The following is a 20,452-nucleotide window of genomic DNA, read 5'->3' as shown; positions in this document are numbered from 1 at the left end:
GCTATTCCTCCAGATCGTTCGCGCCGAACAGTTCGCCGCGCTTGTACCCGTTGGTGCGCACACACATATGCCCGCGCGCCGACAGCGGCTCCCCGCACAGCGGGCACGGCGGCCGCCCGGCGGCGATCACCCGGGTGGACCGCAGGGCGAACTCCCGCGCCTGATCCGGGGTGAGGAACACCCGCACCGCGTCGGGCCCCTCCTCGGTATCGTCGAGGACCACCGATTCGTCCACCTCGGTTTCGGTGATCGCCAGCAGCTCCACCACCACGGCACCCGCATCGGCGTCCCAGCCCAGCCCCATGGTGCCGACACGGAATTCGGCATCGATCGGCGTCACCAGCGGATCGTTGTCGTTGACCTGTTCGGCCTGCGGCGGCACCTCCGCACCGAACCGGCGCGCCACCTCGTCCAGCAGCAGACCCATCCGGTCGGCCAGCACCTTGACCTGCTGCTTCTCCAGCAGCACGCTCACCACCCGGGGTTCCTCCACCGCCTGTACATAGAACGCGCGATCGCCCGGCTCACCGACAGTTCCGGCGACGAAACGTTCGGGGGTGCGGAATACATGGATTGCTCGTGACACATGCACCTCCTGATACGTGACCCTGTTCGGCTGCGGTGCTCCGCCGCGCCGTTTCCCGGCGCACCCGCCGAGTCGCCCGACGCCGCCGAGAGGTGGCGCATCCGCCGGTATCGGGCATACCCATTATCCGTCTTTCCTTCCCGCGCCGATCTCCCCACCGGGTACCGGGCCCGAAGCCCCGGATTCGGGGGCCGGTGACGGCGCCAGACCGGAAAGATCCGAACCGGTGTCGTTCATCCGGGTGACGAACGGCGCGGTCCGGGTGTAGCGGACAACGCTGAGCGAGGCGGGTTCGACCATGATGCGCTGGAAGCCGTCGAGATGGATTCCCAGCGCATCGGCGAGCACCGCCTTGATGACATCACCGTGGGTGCAGGCCACCCACAGCCGATCCCCGTCGTGCAACTCCGCCAGGGCACGATCGTGTTCCCGGATGGCCGATACCGCCCGGGCCTGGACCTGCGCCAGGCCTTCCCCGCCGGGGAACACCGCCGCCGACGCATGTCGCTGCACGACCTGCCACAGCGGTTCGGCCAGCAGGTCTTTGATCTTGCGTCCGGTCCATTCGCCGTAGTCCACCTCCGCGAGCCGGTCGTCGACCACCGGTTCCAGTTCCAGACCGGCGGCCAGCGGCGAAACCGTGCGCTGACAGCGCAGCATCGGTGAGGTCACGATCCGGGTGATCGGCAGGCTCGCCAGCCGTGCCGCGACCCCACACGCCTGTTCGCTACCGCGGTCGGTGAGTTCCACCCCGGGACTGCGCCCGGCGAGGGTCCCGCCGGTATTGGATGTCGACAGGCCGTGTCGCAACAGGATCACCGTCATGCTGCCAGCCTAACGGCGGCCGCGGCACGGCGATGCCCGATGAGCCCGCCCCGCGCCGCCTCCCGGCCCGGCTCGCTCACGTCGCCGACACGACCCCGGCGGCGAGCAAACCGATGATCACGAAACCCAGCACGATCCGGTACCCGACGAACCAGTAGAACGAATGCCGCTCCACGAACCGCAGCAACCACGCAATCGACGCGTACCCGACCGCGAACGAAATCAGTGTCGCCACCAGCAGTTGCATTCCGGAAGCGTTCAATCCCTCACCGGCCGGCTCGAAAGCGTCCGGCAGACTGAACAGACCCGACGCGGTGACCGCGGGAATCGCCAGCAGGAACGAGAACCGCACCGCCGCCTCCCGTTTCAAACCGAGAAACAGGCCCGCGCTGGACGTGGCACCGGACCGCGAGACACCGGGAATCAAGGCCAGGCACTGCGCCAGGCCCATCACCACGCCGTCGCGGGTGGTGAGTTGTTCCATCGGACGTTCTTTGCGGCCGTAGCGCTCAGCCGCCGCGATCACCAGCGCGAAAACGATCAACATGATCGCCACCAGCCACAGATTGCGTGCGCCCGTGCGGATCTGGTCCTTGAACAGGAACCCCAGCACCCCGATCGGGATCGTGGCGATGATCACATACCAGCCCATGCGGTAGTCGAGTTCGCGCTGCGCCTCGGCCTCGGGGTCGTAACCCACGGGCCCGGAACCGGTGACGACCGGCAGCTTCGTGGTGACCTGTTCGGCGAGCGGCACTCGTTCCCGGGCGCTCAGCTTCTCGAACACGGTCGTGAACCACACCGTCACGATCCGCCAGATGTCCTTGGCGAAGAACAACAGCACCGCCGCCTCGGTACCGAGCTGGGTGACCGCGGTGAACGACGCGCCCGCGTCCTCACCGAAGAACACCGAGGACACGATCCGTAAATGCCCCGACGACGACACCGGCAGGAACTCCGTCAATCCCTGCACCACACCGAGTACCAACGCCTGTACCCAGGTCATCGACTCGCCGATCACACATCCTCCTGAACCACGCCGAAAACCCCGCTCTTCCTTCACTCGACGGCACCGCAGCCGCTGCACGATCCCCGGCGATCGACCGCAGCGACCCTACAGTGCCCTATACCGGGCGCGCGCGGCGACCGGGGCCCGGCCGTGCCGATATCGCCGGGCGCCCAGCCGGCACCACCGGCAGCGGACACGCCGCGCCCACCGTTCGCCGCGAACGGTCACCGGCCGGTCACGTTCTAGGCTGGGCGCCGTGAGGAAACGTCGAACCGTGCTGCGTCTTCTGCGCATGAGCGCCAGCCATACTCGGTTACGCTCCGGTACCACCTCCGGGCGCGGCCTACTCATCCTGCATGATCCGGGCACGAGCGCGGCCCGCTCGGCTACCGTCTCCGGGCCTGACCTGCTGGTGTCGTCCTCTCCGAGCCCGGAGACCCGGTGATGGAGCAGCGCACCGTCGGCCGCAGCGGGCTGCGGGTCTCCCGCATCGGGCTGGCCACCCACACCTGGGGCAGCCGCACCGATGCCGAGACCGCCGCCGCGCAACTGATCGCGTTCACCGAAGCGGGCGGCACCCTCGTCGACACCTCCCCCGCCTACGGCGGCGGCGCCGCACAGCGGATTCTCGCCGACCTCCTCGGCGATCTGGTGTCCCGCGACGAACTCGTACTGTGCGCGGGGGCCGGTCAAGTGCCCTACCTACCGGCCGTCCCCGCCGGTAGCGAACCCCCCATGCCCGAACAAGCGCGGATCACGGTCGACTGCTCACGCCGCACCCTGCTGCGCCAACTCGACCGCACCCTGCTCGAACTGGGCACCGACCACCTCGACCTGTGGCAGGTCACCGCCTGGGATACCGCCACACCTCTCGACGAGATCGCCGAAACCCTGCAGTACGCGATCCGTTCCGGCCGCGTCCGCTACGCGGGGGTCCGCGGATTCACCGCCTGGCAGCTGGCAAGCCTGGCCGCCCGGACCCCGGTCACCGCCGTGCAGACGCCGTATTCGCTGCTCACCCGCGGCGCCGAGGACGATACGGTCCCGGCCGCCACCCACCACGGCGCGGGAATCGTCGCCACCGCGCCACTGGCCGCCGGAATACTCACCGGCAAATACCGCGACGGCGTACCCGCGGATTCCCGCGCCGCCGACGAAGCCACCGCCGCCGAGATCCGCGGCCGCCTCGACGATGATCGCGCTACCGCCGTGGTCGATGCCCTCGTCACCGCCGCCGACGGGCTGGCGACCTCCCCGCTGGCGGTCGCGCTGGCCTGGGTGCGCGATCGGCCCGGGGTGGCGAGCATGTTCGTCGGCGCCCGCGATATGGGCCAGCTCACCGGGGTATTGGCCGCCGAAACACTGGAACTGCCGCGCGCGATCGCCGCCGCCCTCGACGATGTGAGCTCCACCCCGTAGCCGGGGCGGGGGCGATCATCACACCGCGGCACGGATTAGCCTTGCCTACATGAGCGAGTCGGGTCCGGAGGCGGCAGCGGAACGAAATCACGGAGGGACCGCGCTCGTGCGCAGCAGATTCACCTCGGGGGCCCGCATGCGACGGGCGCGGGCGCTGCTGGCCGGCCTCGCTGCCGGGCTGCTCGTGCTCACTGCCGCCTGCGGTGGTACCGAACCGGCCGCCACGACCGGTCAGCAGGGCCCAGCCACCGCGGTGCTGGACAACCTGGACCCGGTACCGCTCACCCCGGCGCCGGTCCCGGCGTTACCCGCGACGGTGCGGTCGTTCGACGGCGCCGAGGTGACGGTCACCGATGCCAGCCGGATCGTGGCCGCCGACCGGTACGGCACCCTCGCCCAGATCGTGTACGGGCTCGGGCTCGGCGACAATCTGGTCGGCCGCAGCACCGCCGCCTCGTTTCCCGCCGTGGCGGATCTGCCGAACGTCACCGGCGGTAACGGTGCGTTGAATGTCGAGTCGATCCTCGCGCTGCGGCCCAGTGTCTTCCTCACCGATACCACCAGCGCCTCTCCTGCCGTGCGCGAACAGTTACGCGCGACCGGGATCACCGTCGTCTACTTCGACCCGGAACGCACCATGGAGGGAGTCGTCCCGCAGATCGAGGCCGTCGCCGGCGCGCTCGGTGTCCCGGAACGCGGGCAGCAGCTCGCGCAGCGTACACAGGACGAGATCGCCGCCGCGTCGGCCGCGGTGCCCGCCCAGGAGCCGCCGCTGCGGATCGCGTTCCTGTACCTGCGCTCCAGTGCCATCACGATGCTGGCCGGCCCCGGGTCCGGTGCGGACGCGCTCATCGCCGCGCTCGGTGCCCGCGACGCCGGAGTCGAATCCGGCGTGAGTGAACCGTTCACGGCGATCACCAGCGAGGCGATGATCGCCGCGGCGCCCGATGTGCTGCTGGTCATGACCGACGGGATGAAATCGATCGGCGGGGTGGACGGTATCTCGCAGATACCCGGCATTGCCCAGACACCTGCGGGCCGTAACAAGCGGATCGTCGATATGTCGGATTCGGTGCTGCTGTCCTTCGGCCCGAACACCGGGCGCGTCATCACCGCCCTGTCCGACGCCATCTATGGTCATCCCACCGCATGAGCGCATCGGGCCGGGTGGCAGTGGCATGACCGTAGAACTGGACGAACCGCGACAGTCCGTCACCCCGGACCTCGGTCACCACCACAGACGGCGGGCGGTGCTCGCGTTCACCGTCGCTGTTCTCGCGCTGGTCGCACTGGCGGTCGCTTCCGCCGCCATCGGGCAGGTCCCCACCGGGCCGGCCGAGGTGGCCGGCAGTATCGCCCACCGGATCGGGCTGGACTGGGGGCCGTTACCCGCCCACCCGGCCGGGGAGGTCACGCTGTGGGAAGTGCGGTTCCCGCGGGTGCTGCTCGCGATCCTGGTCGGTGCCGCGCTCGCCACCGCGGGTGCGCTGCTCCAGGGGGTTTTCGCCAACCCGCTCGCCGAACCCGGTGTGATCGGGGTGTCGTCCGGTGCCGCGGTCGGTGCGGGCGCGGTGATCGTGTTCGGGGGTGCGTTCGTCGCCGCCTGGTCGGTGGCCGCCGCCGCGTTCGTCGCCGGCTTGATCACCACCGTGCTGGTGTATGTGCTGTCCCGGTCGGGAGGCCGCACCGAAGTGGTCACCCTGGTCCTCACCGGTGTCGCGATCAACGCTTTCGCCGGCGGGCTCATCGCCTTCCTGCTTTTCGTCGCTTCCCCCGCCGCCCGCGACCAGATCGTGTTCTGGCAACTGGGCAGCCTCAACGGCGCCACCTGGGACGCGGTCGCGGTGGTGGCGGTCCTCGCCGCGCTCGGGATCGCGGCGGCGGTGTTCGTGGCCCCGCGGCTGGATCTGCTGGCGCTCGGCGAATCCGCGGCCCGCCATCTCGGGGTGGATGTGGAACGGCTGCGGCGCACCGTGATCGTGATCGTCGCCGTCCTCACCACCGCCGGGGTCGCGTTCACCGGCATCATCCTGTTCGTCGGGCTGATCGTCCCGCACGTGGTGCGCATGATCGTCGGGCCGGGGCATCGCGCCCTGATCCCGGTCAGTGCCGTCACCGGCGCCGTCGTCCTGCTCGCCGCCGATGTCGCCGCCCGCTCGCTGGTCGACAATGCCGATCTCCCGCTGGGCATGCTCACCTCGCTGATCGGCGGGCCGTTCTTCTTCTGGCTGCTGCGCCGCACCCGCGCCCGTTCGGGAGGGTGGGCATGAACGAGCCGAGGCAGGAGGCGGCAGCGCACTGTAACGGCGGCGGGCGTTCAGCCATCCCGCATGAACAGGGTGCACGGGAAGCGGCGACCGCGGCGCGCCATCACCACGGAGGATCCCCGGCCATGGCCCCTCAGCACGGCACGAGCGCACCGGGTACGGAGCACGCGGGGCGCCACTCCCGGCCGGCGCTCCCCCATATGGCCGATGGGCTCGGCCGGGCTGCCGCGCGGATTCCGCTGCGTCGTCGCGTCACCGGACTGCTGCAGCGAGCGCACCGGCTGCCCGCGCCCACCGAACCGGGCACCGTCACCCTGCGCGCCCGCGGCGTCACCCTGGACCGGCACGGTGGTGGGGGCGGCACCCGTCGCGTCCTCGACGACGTCGACCTGGACGTCACCGCCGGGCAGGTACTCGCGCTGGTCGGGCCGAACGGCGCCGGGAAATCGACGCTGCTCGCCGTCCTGGCCGGGGAACTCGTCCCGGGGCAGGGCGACGTCGAACTCGACGGCCGGGCACTCGATCACTGGACCCCGATAGATATGGCCCGCCGCCGCGCCGTCCTCCCGCAATCCCACACCGTCGGGTTTCCGTTCACCGCGGCCGAGGTGATCGCCATGGGCCGCGCCCCCTGGCAGCGCACATCCCACGCCGACCGGGACGACGCGGTGATCACCGGCGCCATGGCCGCGACCGACAGTGCGCATCTGGCCGGGCGGTCGTTCCCGAGCCTCTCCGGCGGTGAACGAGCCCGGGTCGCGCTGGCCCGGGTGCTGGCCCAGGACACCGCCACCCTGCTACTCGACGAGCCCACCGCGGCCCTCGACCTCGGCCATCAGGAGGCGGTGCTGACCCTGGCCGCCGACCGGGCCGCCGCCGGTGCCGCAGTGGTCGTGGTCCTCCACGACCTGGCCTCCGCCGCCGCCTACGCCGACCGCGTCGCCGTCCTCGACAACGGGCGTCTCGCCGCCACCGGTACGCCGCGCGAGGTCCTCACCGGGGAACTGCTGAGCCGTGTCTACCGCTATCCGATCGAGGTCCTCGACCATCCGGACACCGGCGCACAACTGGTCCTGCCGGCCCGACCGGCACGCAGTTGATCTCTCGGCTCACAGTCCACGCCCCGGCCCCGGCCGGCACTCGGAGTACTGCGATCAACAGACCCCGCACCGGCGCGGGTCGGATTCGGCGTCGAACTCGGGGGCTGCGGCGGCGGGCAGCGATCGAGACGGCGGTGAGCCGGCTTCCTCAGCGCACCCGAGGATGCGATCGGGCGCCCACGTCGTCCATCGGAACTACCGCGCCTTCGGCATGTTTCACAACACCGCCCCAGGCACCGGTACCGGTCATGCCCCAGCAATCCATTCGCCCCGGGGCCGCCGACCCGGTGGCGACCGTCGATCACTTCGACGCGAGGGGCCGTGGCCGGCACAGATACCGATTTCGGACACCGGGCGCCCCCGAGGACCGGTTGGCTACGCCTTCTCGGCGGTCTGCGCCCCGGAGACCGCGTTTTCCGGCTCCGCCACGACACCGGCTGCGGGGACGGGAGATTTCGGTCGCCAGATCAGTTTCAGCACTGCCGGGGTGAGCAGCATCCGGATCACCGTGGCGTCCAGGATAAGCGCGGCGATCATGCCGTAGGCGATGTATTTCATCATCACCAGTTCCGAGAAACCGAACGCACCGCTCACCACGATCAGGATCGCCGCCGCCGAGGTGATCACCCCACCGGTGTGCGCGATACCGTACCGGATCGATTCGGGCGGGTCGGCGCCGTTCGCGCGCGCCTCGGCGACCCGGGACAGCAGGAACACCTCGTAGTCGGTGGACAGCCCGAACACCACGGTCACGATCAGCACCAGGACCGCGAACATCAGCGGCCCGGGTGTGAAATCGAACAGTTGCGCGCCGTGGCCCTCCACGAAGATCCAGGTGAGGACGCCGAGGGTGGCACCGAGACTCAGCGCTGACATCGCGACCGCCTTCACCGCGAGGATCAGCGACCGGAACGCCGCGTACATCAAGGCCAGCGCGGCCGCCACCAGCAGCAGCGCCAGCAGCGGCAACCCCTCCAGCAACCCGTGGATACTGTCGCGTTCCAGCGCCGGTACCCCGGCCACCATCACCCGCACACCGTCCGGTTCCTCGATACCGCGCAACACCGCGATCGCGGTATCGGCGGCCCGTTCGTCCACCAGACCGGCTTCCAGGACATTGATCCCGTCCTTGGTGGGTGCCGCCGGTTCGAACGGGCCCGTCAGACCGGGTGTCATATTCGCCTGGAGGCGGATATCGCTCAGCTGCGCCGCATCCGCGCCCGTCACCACCAGCCGCAGCGGTTCGGTGCGGAAGCCGGGGAACAGCGCGTCGAATTTCTCCTGCGCCACCCGCGCGGAATTGTCCTGACCCAGGTATTTCTCGCTCAATCCACCGAATTCGATATGCCGGAACGGCACCATCAGCAGCAGCAGACCCAGCACCACCGGCACGATCACCGCCCACGGCCGCGCCATTGCCCGCACCGCCAGCCGGGAGAAGATCCCGCGATCGATTTCGGCCTCGGTACTGGCGCGGGCGAACCGCCGCCACTGCCACAGATCGATACGGCGCCCCACGATCGCCAGCATGGCCGGAAGCGCGGTCACCGACAGCACCGCGGCCAGCAGCACCGAACTGATCCCGCCGTAGGGCACCGATCGAAGCACACCGTTCGGGTAGATGAACAGCGCCCCCAGGCTCACCGCGATGATCGCCGCCGAGAACACCACCGTGCGGCCCGCCGTTGCGACCGTCCGCGCGACCGCGTCCTCCACAGCGCTGTCTCTATCGGGCGTGGGCGAGGGCTCTCCGTGGTTGCGCTTCGCCGCCGCCTCCGGGCCCGGCTCACCGACGCCGCCCGCGGCCAGCTCTTCCCGGAACCGGGTCACCGTGAACAGGCCGTAGTCGATGGCCAGCCCCAGACTCACCAGGGTCACCACCGCGCCGGCGAACACATTCACGTCGATATGGCCGGAGAGCAACCGCATGATGCCCTGGGTGCCCAGGATCGTCATACCGCCGACGAGCACCGGCAGCAGTGCCGCCACCACGCCGCCGAAAACGAAATACAGCAGCAGCGCCACCAGCGGGAGCGCGATCATCTCCGCGCGCCGGATATCATCCTGCATCCCGGTGTTGATGCCCTCCACCACCGGCTGCAACCCGGCCAGCTCCACGGTCGTCCCGGCCGGGCCCGCACCGGGAGCGTCGGCACCCAGGTCGCCGGCGATCGCCAGATAGTTGTCGACGGTCGCCGATCCCTCCCCGTGCAGCCCGATACTCGCGAACGCGTACGTCCGGGAATCGTCGGCGAACTGTCCCGACAGGGCGCTGTCCCAATAGCTGTCGATACGCAGCACCCGGTCCGGATGGTCGTGCAACAAACCGGCCAGCTGTGCGGTCACCGCCGCCCGCACCTGCGGATCGTCCACCGTCTTCCCTGGTGGCGCCGTGTACAGGGCGATCACGTCGCTGTCGGTATCGCGGCCGAACGTGGCATCGGCCAGTTTCGAGGCCGCCACCGATTCACTGGATTCGTCGAACCAGCCCTCCTGAGTGAGCCGATCCGCCAGATCCCGGCCGTAGAGCCCGGACAGCGCGACCACGAACAGCGATATCACCAGCACCGCGACCCGATGCCGGTACACGAAACGACCCCACCGTCGAGTCCCCGCCGTCAACATTGCGCCGGCCCGCTACTAACCGCAGGCCGGAGTGCGGTAGTCCGCCGACCGCAGGATCCCGCACAGATCGGTCCGCGACAGCTTCCACGCACCGTCCAGATAGATGAAATGCACCACCGTCGTGCGGACCGCCGTACCCGAGCCGTCCTTGTCCAGCCGCAAGGTCGCCGTCACGGTGCCGTCGTGGTTGTCGAACACCGGATCGGTGACCCCGTATACGGCCCGCGGGTTGTCCTGCAACGCCTTGTACATATCCGGAATCGCGTCCCGGAACGCGTCCCCGTCCTCGATCAGTTTCGTACGCTCCGAATCGGGCAGCGCCGGATCCAAGGCCCGCTTGATCTGGGCGTCCAGCTCCGCCGCGGTGGGCAGGGCACGCGATGCCAGTTCCTTCGAGGTCGCCGCCGCCGAGGACGACAACGCCGCCTTCGCCGACGATCGGGCCGCCGCCACCGAATCCTCGTCCACACCGGTTCCGCAGCCGGCCAGCAGCACCACCGCGGCCGCAACCGTCACGGCGCCGCCCGCACGCACCGCGCGCATCGGCCGGGAAACAGCTGTGTACCGCATCACGTCCTGCATACCACTCTCACTGCCTGCCTTCGATCACCGAGCCGATACGCGCCAGTAGGGCCCGTACCGTCGGAACATTACGACCCCCCGGCGGGGAAGTCGCCCGCGGCAGCAGATCCCGCACCAACGCGACCACACTGCGCGCATCGTCGAGATCGATATCGCTCACCCGGGCTTCGGCCACGGCCACCACATCGTCCGGCCCCGGCACCTCCGAATCCAGGTCCGGACGGTAGATCTCCACCTGCAGGGTCGCCCGGACCGTACGGAACGCGAACGTCCGCCCGTCCCCGGTACGGCCGAACCCGTGCGCGAACGGGCCCGTCGTCACTTCTTCGGCGGAAAACCCCGGCACCTCGTGCATCGTCGACTCCTGAACTCCGCACCGTCTGATCCGTACGGTAACCCGCCCCGCATTCGACCGGCCGCCGACACCCCACACCCCGCCGGTACCGGTGACCACCCGGTCGTGATCAGATAATCCCATGCAGTATCGGTCGTTTCCGGACACAGCGAGACGAGCGCGACACCGGCAACCCCGCGGTACCGTCGTCGTCGTGCTGCTCGCCGCCGCCCTGCTGGCGGGTTGCTCCGGTGATTCCGATTCCGGGGCGGGCGATTCACCCACCCGCGACCCGGCGACCCCGGCGGTATCGCCACCGGTGGCCGCCGACCCGGCCGGGGACGTGTACCCGGCCCCCACTCCCCTCACCACCCTCACCGCCGATCCGGGCAGCGGTTTCCTCGCCGGCCTCGATCCGGCGGGCACCGGCCTGGTGGTGCTCGATCCCGCGACCACACCGCCCACCGGCCACGAGGTACGGCTGCCCACCCCGGCCCGCGATCTCACCGCCGGTACCCCGGGCGAATTCCTCGCCGCGGGCGACGGGGTGATCCTGCGGATCGACGCCGCCGACCGCACGGTCACCGAGGTGGCGGTCGACGGCGATCTGCAGACTGTGCGCGCCCGCCCGGACGGCACCCTGATCGCCGGGACCGCCGACGGCCGCGTCCTCGTCCTGGACGGCACGGGCAAGGTCGAGCAGACCGTCACCGGGCTGGCCTCCGCCGACCGGATCGCGCTCACCGGCGACACTCTCGCCGTCCTCGACCGCCGCCAGACCCTGCTCACCGAGATCGAACCCGGCTACGAGAACCTGGGCCTGGCGCTACGCGCCGGAATCGGCGCGGCGAATGTGATCGAAGCCCCGGACAACCGGGTCGTCGTCACCGACCCCGACAGCGGCCAGTTGCTGGTGTTCACCACCGAACCGCTCGTCCTCCGGCAGCGCTACCCGGTAGGATCGTCGCCTTACGCACTCGCCTACGACCGCGGTTCCGACACCGTATGGGTGACGTGCACGCAGAGCAACGAGATCGTCGGCTACGACCTGTCGACGGGAGCACCGCGGGAGGTGGGCCGCTACCCCACCGTCCGGCAGCCGAACGCGGTAACCGTCGACGCCGATACCGGCGACCTCTACATCGGCTCGGCCACCGAACCGGGTCTGCAACGGATATCCGCGGACCAGCGCGAGAGAGGGCAGTGATGGCATCCACTCACCGTGGCGCGGCGACGCGGGCAAAACTCCCCACCGGATGGGAGACCACCGGCGACGACTACGAGTACATCCCCCTGCGGCTCCCCCCGGACGTCACGCGCGTGACCGCATCGATGCGGCTGGCCATCCAGGCCGAATTCGGCGGCTGGGAACTGTCCCGGGTCCGCGCCTACACCGACGGCAGCCGCCGCGTTCTGCTGCGCCGCCGCAAGACCGCGCTCACCAGCCCGGCGGGGCATACCACGGAGCTATGAGCGTGCTGTACCGATTACTGCTCCGCCTGATGTTCCTGGTGCCGCCGGAACGGATCCATCGCCTCGTCTTCGGGGTGATCCGCGCGGCCACCGCGTTCGCACCTGCCCGCGCCCTGCTGCACCGCCTCTTCGCCGTGCCCGATCCGATCCTGCGCACCCGCGTGTTCGGGGTCGATTTCCCGGCGCCGCTCGGACTGGCCGCCGGTTTCGACAAGGACGCCACCGGGGCGAACGCCTGGGGCGCGCTCGGCTTCGGGTTCGCCGAGGTCGGCACCGTCACCGCTTCCGCCCAGCCGGGTAATCCGCAACCCCGCTTGTTCCGGCTGCCCGCCGACCGTGCCCTGATCAACCGGATGGGTTTCAACAACCACGGCGCGGCCGCCGCGGCCGCCCGGCTGCACGGCCGGGTGCCGTCGGTACCCATCGGCGCCAATATCGGCAAAACCAAGGTCGTGGACGCCGAGCACGCCGCCGGCGATTACGCCACCAGCGCACGGCTCCTGGGACCGCATGCCGATTTCGTGGTCGTCAATGTCAGTTCCCCCAACACTCCCGGTCTGCGGGACCTGCAGGCGGTCGAATCGCTGCGCCCCGTCCTGGCGGCGGTACTCGAGAGTGTGCGGGTGCCGGTCCTGGTGAAGATCGCACCGGATCTGTCCGACGAGGATGTCGACGCGGTGGCCGATCTGGCCGTGGAACTCGGACTGGCCGGAATCGTCGCGACCAACACCACGATCGGGCGCGCCGGCCTGCGCAGCGATCCCGCCGCGGTCGACGCCATCGGTGCCGGTGGGCTGTCCGGTCCGCCGGTGGCCGACCGCTCGCTGGAGGTCCTGCGCCGGCTGTACACCCGCGTCGGCGGGCAGCTCGTGCTGATTTCGGTGGGCGGTATCGAAACCCCCGACCAGGCCTGGGAACGGATCCTGGCGGGCGCTTCGCTGCTCCAGGGGTACACCGGTTTCATCTACGGCGGGCCGTTGTGGACGGGGCGGATACACCGCGGAATCGCCGAGCGGCTCCGCGCCGGCGGCTATCGCAGCCTGGCCGACGCCGTGGGCGCCGGCCACACCGCGAAACGCTGACCGGGCAGGTCAGGCGGCCGAACCGCTGCGGATTGCGCCGGGATCGCCGCGATACCCGGTGGGCAGGGTCACCGGTGCGTCCTGCATGATCCGCGCCTCCGCCAGCCTGGCTTCGACGCGAGTGGCGAGCAGGACCACGACCTGGTCGAACACCAGCCCGAGCAGCTCCGCCTGATGCCGGGCCCAGGCCAGTGCTGTGTCGTCGTAGACCAGCTCGGGGTCGGACAGGATTTCGTCGAGTTCCATTGCCGCGTAGGCCTGTTCGAATGTCAGGGCCCGGCCGGGCAACCAGCTCAGCAGCCACGACGATCCGTGACGGGTCTGCACGCGCTCGGCGAATTCGAGGGAGATACCGCTGGTCATCAGCCAGTCGGTGATATGGATGCTCACAGCTGCCTCCTCAGGGGCTCGGCACCGATACCGGGCCGGAACCACAGCCGGCACGGCATCGCTGCCGTCGGATAAGGGGCGGACCGCCGGGCGCGCTCAGCGTGCCGTCGCGGAGGGGGCCTCCGAGTCCGTCCCGGTGCAGGCGACGCATCGGCATGCTGCTGGATAACGGTGTCCGCGGAACCGGGCTGTCGTCATTGTCATCACCAGGCCCTCCCGTACCTCTGATCGAGGGAAACGCTACGTCCAGTGTGTCATTTGACTGTTCTGCGGGTCAATCCATATGTCAAACGCCGTCCTGCACTATGGTTATTGCCATCTGTGACCGGGTCGAAACCCCTCGGCGACGGCGAAAGACAAGAAAGGCGCGCGGTATGTCCCCGACCGACGACACCGCAATCGTCGCGATCCGCAATATCCTGACCCGGCTCTGCAAACGCTCCGGTCTGAGCCCCGATCGCCTGGCCACCACCGAAATCGATACCACTCCCCTGCTCGATCTCCCGGTCATCCGGCGATACGCCGCCACCCACGGCATCACCCGCACCGCGGCCGTCCTGCCCGTCGTCCGCGAACACGCCCGCCGCCTCCCGCCCACCCACCGCGTCATCACCGACGCCGAACTGTCCCTGGGCCTGCTGCGCGAAACCGAGACCGCCGGAATCGACCCCGACGACCTCTACTCACAGGACCTCGGCGACCGCCGCAAATACCTCTCGGCACACTGGAGCCGGTTACACGAGATCGCCGACGCCGAGGCCATTCCGCCCGCGCCCACCGTGCGCTCCCTGCGCGCGACCCCCGAACGGCGGGCCTTCACCGCACTCGCCGCGCTGTTGGTGACCGGGAACGTCTATACCGACGCCCGGTCCCCTCTCGGCGCCACCCGTCACGGCGCCCCCGGCCGGATCGGCACGCTCACTGTCGTCGGCGACGCCGTGATCGACCACATCTACCGGGTCGACGCAATCCCCGATGCGCGCGGGTTCGCGCGCGGCCGGTTCAGCGACAACCCGGGCGGTAAAGGACTCGATCGCGCGGTCGCGGCTGCCCGTCTCGGTATCGACGTGCGGCTGATCAGCGCGGTCGGCGACGACGAGGCCGGGCGCCGGATCCTCGACTATCTCCGTTCCGAGAAGGTCGATACGTCGCTGGTCAGGGTCGTTCCCGACGCCGCCACTCCCATCACCGCACTCATCGTCGGTAAAACGGGTATCGCGGGCACCATCTTCTGCGAGGACGATCGCATCCGGCTCAGCACGGCCGAACTCACCGGACCGGCAGTCGCGGCCGCGCTCACCGAAACCGACGCCGTCCTGATCACCCTCGAACCGCCGCTACCGGTGATAGAACGAGTCCTGACGACGCTGCAGAACCTTCCGAAACGGCCCACCCTGCTGCTCACCGCTGCCTATGTCGAAACCCCCCAGGTGCTGTACCGCTACCTGTCCACCGTCGACTACCTGATCGGGTCCACCCAGGAGCTCGACAGTATGGTTCCCGAGATACCCGCCCAGTCCGGGGCCCATATCGCCCGGCAACTCCAGATGCTGGGCACCCGCGTCGTCTGCGTCGTCGAGGATTTCGGCTGCACCGTCCGCGCCGACGGGCTTGCCCTCGATATCCCGCGCTTCCAGGCCGCGGCACTCACCGACGTACCGGGTTCGCGCGGCGCCTTCTCCGCCGCACTGGTGTACCGCCTGCTGTCACGCCCCGCGGTCGCCGACGGCGAGGGCGGGCCGATGCGCCGGGTGGCCGACGAACAGGACTACACCTGGGCGACCGCCGCCATGGTGGCGACCCAGTCGTTCGCCGGGGACGTGCCCGGCGCCATGCCCACCGCCGACGAGGTGGACCGCATCATCCGGCTCACCGCCGAACGGCACTGACCGGTGCCCGGTCCGAAAGGTACTGACCGGTGCCCGCTCCGCGAGTTCCCGGCCCGTCCACCGGGCCTCACCGACCCGCCGCGCGCAAAGTGCGTATTGGTGCAGGCAGGCGTAAAGTCTCCTACCGGCCCGCCATCGCACGGGAACGAAGTCCCCGATCGGCGGGCCGAGCGCTGCGGTAGCCCGGCCCCATCCATACTTTGCGGTACCGACACATCATCGAAGGAGTATCGACCTTGACCGCAGCCGCGGAGCCCTCCGCCGTCGCCACCACCGAGCACCGGTTCACCCGCAACGGCCACGAATCCCCGCTGCAGGTGTTACCCGTGGTCGACGGCGAGCCCCAGCTCGGTCATGTACTGGTGTTCGGCCGGCCCACCGACGGTTGCCTCGTGCGGATTCACTCCCGCTGCCTCTACGGTGAAGCGCTGGACTCCCAGGACTGCGATTGCGGACCGGAGCTCCGCCTCTCCCTCGACCTCATCCAGGAAGCCGGCCACGGTGTACTCGTCTATCTCGAACAGGAGGGGCGTGGCCTCGGGCTCATCGCGAAGGCGCAGGGCTACGGGGTGGCCGAACGCACCGGCGCCGATACCTTCGCCGCGTACCGCAGCCTCGGCTTTCCCGAAGATGCGCGCGGCTATGCGCACGCCGCGGACAGTGTGCGCAGGCTCGGGCTCACCCGGGTCCGGCTGCTCACCAACAACCCGGAAAAGGTCGAGGCTGTCCGCGCGGCCGGTATCGAAGTCATGATCGAGCCGCTGTGCACACCGCCGCTCAGCGAGCGGGCGGCTGCCTACCTGGAAGCCAAACGCCGTCATCGCGGGCACTGGATTCCGGCAAGCGAATCCGGACCGGTCCCGGCACCCGCTACGGAGCGCCCGGGCGGCCGGCAGATCGCCGCCTTTCGCTGACCCAGACAGAACGCCCCCACCAGCACCGTTCCCCGGCTACCATTAGTGATCCGCGTCACTCACCGGTCGCCGGCCGCTCCTCCGGGCTCCGGCGGTAACCACGGTGAGTGTTCCGGAACCCCAGCACCTCGGGAACGGACCCATGACCACAGATATCGCCTACACCCACCGCACCGGCGTCACTGCCCGCACAGTGCCCGCGGCCTTCCAGCAAACCCTCACCCTCCGCCCCGACGCGATCGCCCTGCGCACCGTCGGCGGCACCCAGGAGATCACCTGGCGTGACTACGGGCACCGTGTCCGCGCCCTCGCCGCGGGCCTGGTCGCCCTCGGCCTCACCCGCGGCGACACGGTGGGCATCATGCTCACCAACCGGCCGGAGTTCAACCTCCTCGACACCGCCGCCCTGCACGTGGGCGCCACCCCGTTCTCCGTCTACAACACCTGCTCACCCGAGCAGATCGCGCATGTCTTCGGAAACGCCGGAAACAAAATAGTGGTCACCGAGCAGCAGTTCCTCGGCACCATCCGGGCCGCCGGGGTGCCGATCGACCACCTCATCGTCGTCGACGGGCCGGCCGAAGGCGCGACCACACTCGCCGACCTCGAGGCGAATCCCGACCCTGAGTTCGATTTCGACGCCGCCTGGCAGGCCGTGGAACCCGGCGATCTCGCCACCCTCATCTACACCTCCGGCACCACCGGGCCCTCCAAGGGCGTCGAACTCACCCACAGCAATGTGCTGGCCCAGATCCTCGCCCTCACCAGCGGCCCGCTCGACGTCGGTATCGAGGACCGCGCACTGTCCTACCTGCCCGCCGCCCATGTCGCGGACCGGATCTCCGGGCATGCGATCAACCTGGTCACGGGAATCCAGATCACCACCGTTCCCGATCCGCGGGAAATCGCCGCCGCCCTCCCCGACGCCCGGCCGACCGTCTTCTTCGGTGTCCCCCGTGTCTGGCAGAAGATCAAAGGCGGTGTCGAGGCCAAACTGGCCGCCGAAACCGGGGCGAAGAAAGCCATCGCCGATTGGGCCGTCGCCACCGGTATCGCGGCCGCCAAAGCCGATCTGGCCGGTACCGGTCGCGGACCGCTACTGAAAATCCAGCACGGCATCGCCGAGAAGCTGCTGCTGTCCAAAGTGCGGGCGGCGCTCGGCCTGGATGAACTCCGTGTCGCCTCCTCCGGTGCGGCACCGATCCCGCCGGAAACCCTCGAATTCTTCCTGGGGCTCGGTTTCTGCGTCTCCGAGGTGTGGGGGATGTCGGAAACCAGCGGTGTCGCCACCTATACCGAACTCGACAAACCCCGGCCGGGGTCCGTCGGCCGCGCCGTCGACGGGCTCGAACTACGGCTGGCCGACGACGGTGAGGTACTCGTCCGCGGCGCGATCATCACCCACGGTTACCGCGCCATGCCCGAGAAAACCGCCGAGGCGCTCGACGCCGAGGGCTGGTTGCACACCGGTGACGTCGGGACGCTCGATACCGACGGCTATCTGCGGATCATCGACCGCAAAAAGGAACTCATCATCAACGAAGGCGGAAAGAATATCGCCCCGAGCAATATCGAGAACGCCGTCAAGGCCGCCTCCTCGCTCGTCGGGCAGGCGGTGGCGCTGGGCGACGCCAAACCCTATATCACCGCGCTCATCGTGCTCGATCCCGATATGGCCGCCATCCGCGCGAAGGAAATCGACGCCACCGACGCCGATATCGCCACCCTCGCCCGGCACCCCCGCATCGTCGACGACGTGCGCGCCGCGATCCAGGCCGGGAATGCGAAACTGTCCCGGGTCGAACAGATCAAACGGTTCACCATCGTCGATACCGTATGGGAACCCGGCGGCGACGAACTCACCCCGAAGATGTCGCTCAAACGGGCGCCGATCGCCGAGAAATACGCCGAGCAGATCACCGCGCTCTACGCCGAGGAGATCCCCGGCACCGTGATCGACGTACGGGGCTGAGCCGAACCGTACTCCGACAGCACTGTGGCCCCGGATGTGCCGGGGCCACAGTGCTGTTCACGATTCACTTCTGTTCGTAGGTACCCACCAGCGTCGCCCGTGCCAGCGTATGCGAGAACAGGTTGAACCCGAGGAAGGCCGGGGTGGCTTCCGGCGGTATACCCAGCGATTCGACATCCACCGCGTGCACCACGATGAAGTACCGATGCGGGCCGTGCCCGGCCGGCGGGGCGGCGCCCACGTACCCGGCGAAACCGCCGTCGTTGCGCAGCATCACCGCGCCCGCGGGCAGCGTGCCGCCCTCACTGCCCGCGCCGGACGGCAGTTCGGTGACCGACGCGGGGATCTCCGCCACCGCCCAGTGCCAGAAACCGGAAGCGGTCGGTGCGTCCGGGTCGTACACCGTCACCGCGAAGCTCTTCGTCTCCGCCGGGAAACCCGACCAGCTCAGCTGCGGGGACACATCTTTACCGCCGGCCCCGAACACACCGCTGACCTGGTTGTTTCCGAGCGTCGCACCATCGGACACATCGGCGGAGGTCACGGTGAACGACGGCACCGAGGGCAAAGCGTCATAGGGGTTGTAGGTCATGGAAACCTCTCTCGAATCGGATCAGCTGTGCAACAGAAAGTGTTCCAGGACATCGGTGCCGAATTCGAGCGCATCGACCGGCACCCGTTCGTCGACGCCGTGGAACAGCGCCGCGAAATCCAGTTCCGGCGGCAACCGCAGCGGCGCGAATCCGAAACACCGGATCCCCAGATCCGCGAACGCCTTCGCATCGGTACCGCCGGACAGCATGTACGGCACCGTACGCCCGTGCGGATCGTGCGCCAGGATCGCCTCGTTCATCGCGTCCACCAGATGGCCGTCGAAAGTTGTTTCGTAGGAATCGAGTTTGGTGACCCATTCGCGTTCCACGTCCGGGCCGATCAGCTCGTCCACCTCGCGTTCGAACTCGGCCAGCCGGCCCGGCACCACCCGGCAGTCCACCACCGCTTCCGCGGTCTGCGGGATCACATTCGCCTTGTACCCGGCGTTCAGCATGGTCGGGTTCGCCGTATCACGCAGGGTGGCACCGATGATCCGGGATATCGAACCCAGCTTCGCCAGCGTGCCCTCGATATCCTTACTGCCCGGATCGAACGCGAGACCGGTCTCCTCCGATACCGCCGCGAGGAACTCGGCCACCGAATCGGACAGAACGAGCGGGAAGGTATGTGTCCCCAGCCGGGCCACCGCGGCCGCCAGAATGGTCACCGCATTGTCCTCGTGCAGGAACGACCCGTGCCCGGCGCGGGCCTTCGCCCGCAACCGCATCCAGCCCAGACCCTTTTCCGCGGTCTCCACCAGATAGAGCCGCCGTTCACCACCGTCGGGCCGGGGCACGGTCAGCGAGAAACCGCCGACCTCCCCCACTGCCTCGGTGATTCCGGTGAAGAGATCCGGCCGGTTCTGCACCAGCCACTGCGACCCCCATTTACCGCCGTTCTCCTCGTCGGCCAGGAAGGCGAACACCAGGTCGCGGGGCGGCACGGTGCCCTCGATCTTGAACTGGCGGGCCACCGCCAGCATCATCCCGACCATATCCTTCATATCGATGGCGCCACGGCCCCAGACGTACCCGTCCTGTACCGCACCCGAGAAAGGGTGCACACTCCAATCGGCCGCCTCGGCCGGCACCACATCGAGATGCCCGTGCAGCAGCAGCGCGCCGCGGCTCGAATCGGCGCCCGGCAGCCGCGCGAAAACATTTCCCCGGCCCGGCAGGCCGGATTCCACGTACTCCGTGGTGTAACCGGCGTCTTCCAACTGCCGGGCGACCCACTCGGCGCACTCGCGTTCGCCTTTGGTGGTCGCCGGGTCGCCGGTATTCGAGGTGTCGAAACGGATCAGCGAACTGACCAGATCCACCACCTCCGATACGGCACGGGAACGAGCGGAGCCAGAGTTATCACCTGTCGCGGCCACGCACCCTTCCTAC

General features: G+C 69.2%; 19 protein-coding genes. 10 read left to right on the top strand and 9 right to left on the bottom strand.

The genetic code is table 11. The annotated features are described in order from the left end of the window. Position 1: 1 nt before the first annotated feature. The 3 genes from QH196_RS24030 to QH196_RS24020 form a co-directional block, all read right to left on the bottom strand. Complete coding sequence (locus tag QH196_RS24030; protein ID WP_068036102.1) at positions 2-586, bottom strand: DUF3090 domain-containing protein; 585 nt, start codon at positions 584-586, stop codon at positions 2-4. Between the two features lie 123 nt (positions 587-709). Next, complete coding sequence (locus QH196_RS24025) at positions 710-1,411, bottom strand: histidine phosphatase family protein (RefSeq protein ID WP_280418081.1); 702 nt, start codon at positions 1,409-1,411, stop codon at positions 710-712. 76 nt (positions 1,412-1,487) lie between these two features. Then, complete coding sequence (locus QH196_RS24020) at positions 1,488-2,429, bottom strand: undecaprenyl-diphosphate phosphatase (RefSeq protein WP_280418133.1); 942 nt, start codon at positions 2,427-2,429, stop codon at positions 1,488-1,490. A gap of 435 nt (positions 2,430-2,864) precedes the next feature. On the opposite strand from QH196_RS24020, the gene QH196_RS24015 reads away from it, so the two are divergent. The 4 genes from QH196_RS24015 to QH196_RS24000 all read left to right on the top strand — a co-directional run bounded on the left by QH196_RS24015 (position 2,865) and on the right by QH196_RS24000 (position 7,206). Then, positions 2,865-3,839, top strand: a complete 975-nt coding sequence (locus QH196_RS24015; RefSeq protein WP_280418080.1) for an aldo/keto reductase — start codon at positions 2,865-2,867, stop codon at positions 3,837-3,839. A gap of 136 nt (positions 3,840-3,975) precedes the next feature. Next, complete coding sequence (locus QH196_RS24010) at positions 3,976-4,992, top strand: heme/hemin ABC transporter substrate-binding protein (protein WP_280418132.1); 1,017 nt, start codon at positions 3,976-3,978, stop codon at positions 4,990-4,992. A 25-nt stretch (positions 4,993-5,017) separates the two neighbouring features. Next, entirely contained in the window at positions 5,018-6,109 is a 1,092-nt protein-coding gene (locus QH196_RS24005) for a FecCD family ABC transporter permease (RefSeq protein WP_280418079.1), read from the top strand. 122 nt (positions 6,110-6,231) lie between these two features. Beyond that, positions 6,232-7,206 (top strand): heme ABC transporter ATP-binding protein, encoded by a 975-nt coding sequence (locus QH196_RS24000; RefSeq protein ID WP_280418078.1) that lies wholly within the window; start codon positions 6,232-6,234, stop codon positions 7,204-7,206. A gap of 375 nt (positions 7,207-7,581) precedes the next feature. Here the strand turns inward: QH196_RS24000 and QH196_RS23995 are convergent, their stop codons facing one another. From QH196_RS23995 to QH196_RS23985, 3 genes are read right to left on the bottom strand one after another with little or no spacing between them, the layout of a single operon-like run. Further along, positions 7,582-9,831, bottom strand: a complete 2,250-nt coding sequence (locus QH196_RS23995; protein ID WP_432279548.1) for an MMPL family transporter — start codon at positions 9,829-9,831, stop codon at positions 7,582-7,584. Between the two features lie 15 nt (positions 9,832-9,846). Continuing rightward, positions 9,847-10,401 (bottom strand): hypothetical protein, encoded by a 555-nt coding sequence (locus tag QH196_RS23990; protein ID WP_280418076.1) that lies wholly within the window; start codon positions 10,399-10,401, stop codon positions 9,847-9,849. Positions 10,402-10,420: 19 nt separating this feature from the next. Beyond that, a complete protein-coding gene (locus QH196_RS23985; RefSeq protein ID WP_280418075.1) occupies positions 10,421-10,768 on the bottom strand; it encodes a hypothetical protein in 348 nt (115 codons plus the stop codon). A gap of 193 nt (positions 10,769-10,961) precedes the next feature. Here QH196_RS23985 and QH196_RS23980 point away from each other — a divergent pair, with 193 nt between their 5' ends. From QH196_RS23980 to QH196_RS23970, 3 genes are read left to right on the top strand one after another with little or no spacing between them, the layout of a single operon-like run. Then, complete coding sequence (locus QH196_RS23980; RefSeq protein WP_280418074.1) at positions 10,962-11,954, top strand: YncE family protein; 993 nt, start codon at positions 10,962-10,964, stop codon at positions 11,952-11,954. Further along, positions 11,954-12,220 (top strand): DUF5703 family protein, encoded by a 267-nt coding sequence (locus QH196_RS23975; protein ID WP_033246167.1) that lies wholly within the window; start codon positions 11,954-11,956, stop codon positions 12,218-12,220. Before QH196_RS23980 ends, QH196_RS23975 begins: the two co-directional genes overlap by 1 nt. Positions 12,221-12,225: 5 nt before the next feature. Further along, positions 12,226-13,302 (top strand): quinone-dependent dihydroorotate dehydrogenase, encoded by a 1,077-nt coding sequence (locus QH196_RS23970; protein ID WP_280418131.1) that lies wholly within the window; start codon positions 12,226-12,228, stop codon positions 13,300-13,302. Between the two features lie 9 nt (positions 13,303-13,311). Here the strand turns inward: QH196_RS23970 and QH196_RS23965 are convergent, their stop codons facing one another. Next, entirely contained in the window at positions 13,312-13,692 is a 381-nt protein-coding gene (locus QH196_RS23965) for a hypothetical protein (protein WP_280418073.1), read from the bottom strand. Between the two features lie 374 nt (positions 13,693-14,066). Here QH196_RS23965 and QH196_RS23960 point away from each other — a divergent pair, with 374 nt between their 5' ends. The 3 genes from QH196_RS23960 (at position 14,067) to QH196_RS23950 (ending at position 18,467) form a co-directional block, all read left to right on the top strand. Further along, the gene (locus tag QH196_RS23960) at positions 14,067-15,581 is read left to right on the top strand and encodes a carbohydrate kinase family protein (protein WP_280418072.1); all 1,515 of its coding nucleotides are present in this window, start codon (positions 14,067-14,069) and stop codon (positions 15,579-15,581) included. 236 nt (positions 15,582-15,817) lie between these two features. After that, positions 15,818-16,495 carry a GTP cyclohydrolase II gene (locus QH196_RS23955; protein WP_280418071.1) on the top strand — a complete coding sequence of 226 codons (678 nt, stop codon included), beginning with the start codon at positions 15,818-15,820 and terminating at the stop codon, positions 16,493-16,495. A 142-nt stretch (positions 16,496-16,637) separates the two neighbouring features. Further along, positions 16,638-18,467 (top strand): AMP-dependent synthetase/ligase, encoded by a 1,830-nt coding sequence (locus QH196_RS23950; protein WP_280418070.1) that lies wholly within the window; start codon positions 16,638-16,640, stop codon positions 18,465-18,467. 64 nt (positions 18,468-18,531) lie between these two features. On the opposite strand, the gene QH196_RS23945 is transcribed toward QH196_RS23950, so the two are convergent. Both QH196_RS23945 and QH196_RS23940 read right to left on the bottom strand, forming a co-directional pair. After that, positions 18,532-19,059, bottom strand: coding sequence for a YbhB/YbcL family Raf kinase inhibitor-like protein (locus QH196_RS23945; RefSeq protein WP_280418069.1), 528 nt, complete (start codon positions 19,057-19,059; stop codon positions 18,532-18,534). Between the two features lie 21 nt (positions 19,060-19,080). Continuing rightward, positions 19,081-20,439, bottom strand: coding sequence for a M20/M25/M40 family metallo-hydrolase (locus tag QH196_RS23940; RefSeq protein WP_280418068.1), 1,359 nt, complete (start codon positions 20,437-20,439; stop codon positions 19,081-19,083). Positions 20,440-20,452: the final 13 nt, after the last annotated feature.

This window comes from Nocardia carnea, assembly GCF_029868325.1.
GTDB lineage: Bacteria > Actinomycetota > Actinomycetes > Mycobacteriales > Mycobacteriaceae > Nocardia > Nocardia carnea_C.
Note: the sequence above shows the minus strand (reverse complement) of the source record. Positions and strands in the feature narration are given on the sequence as shown.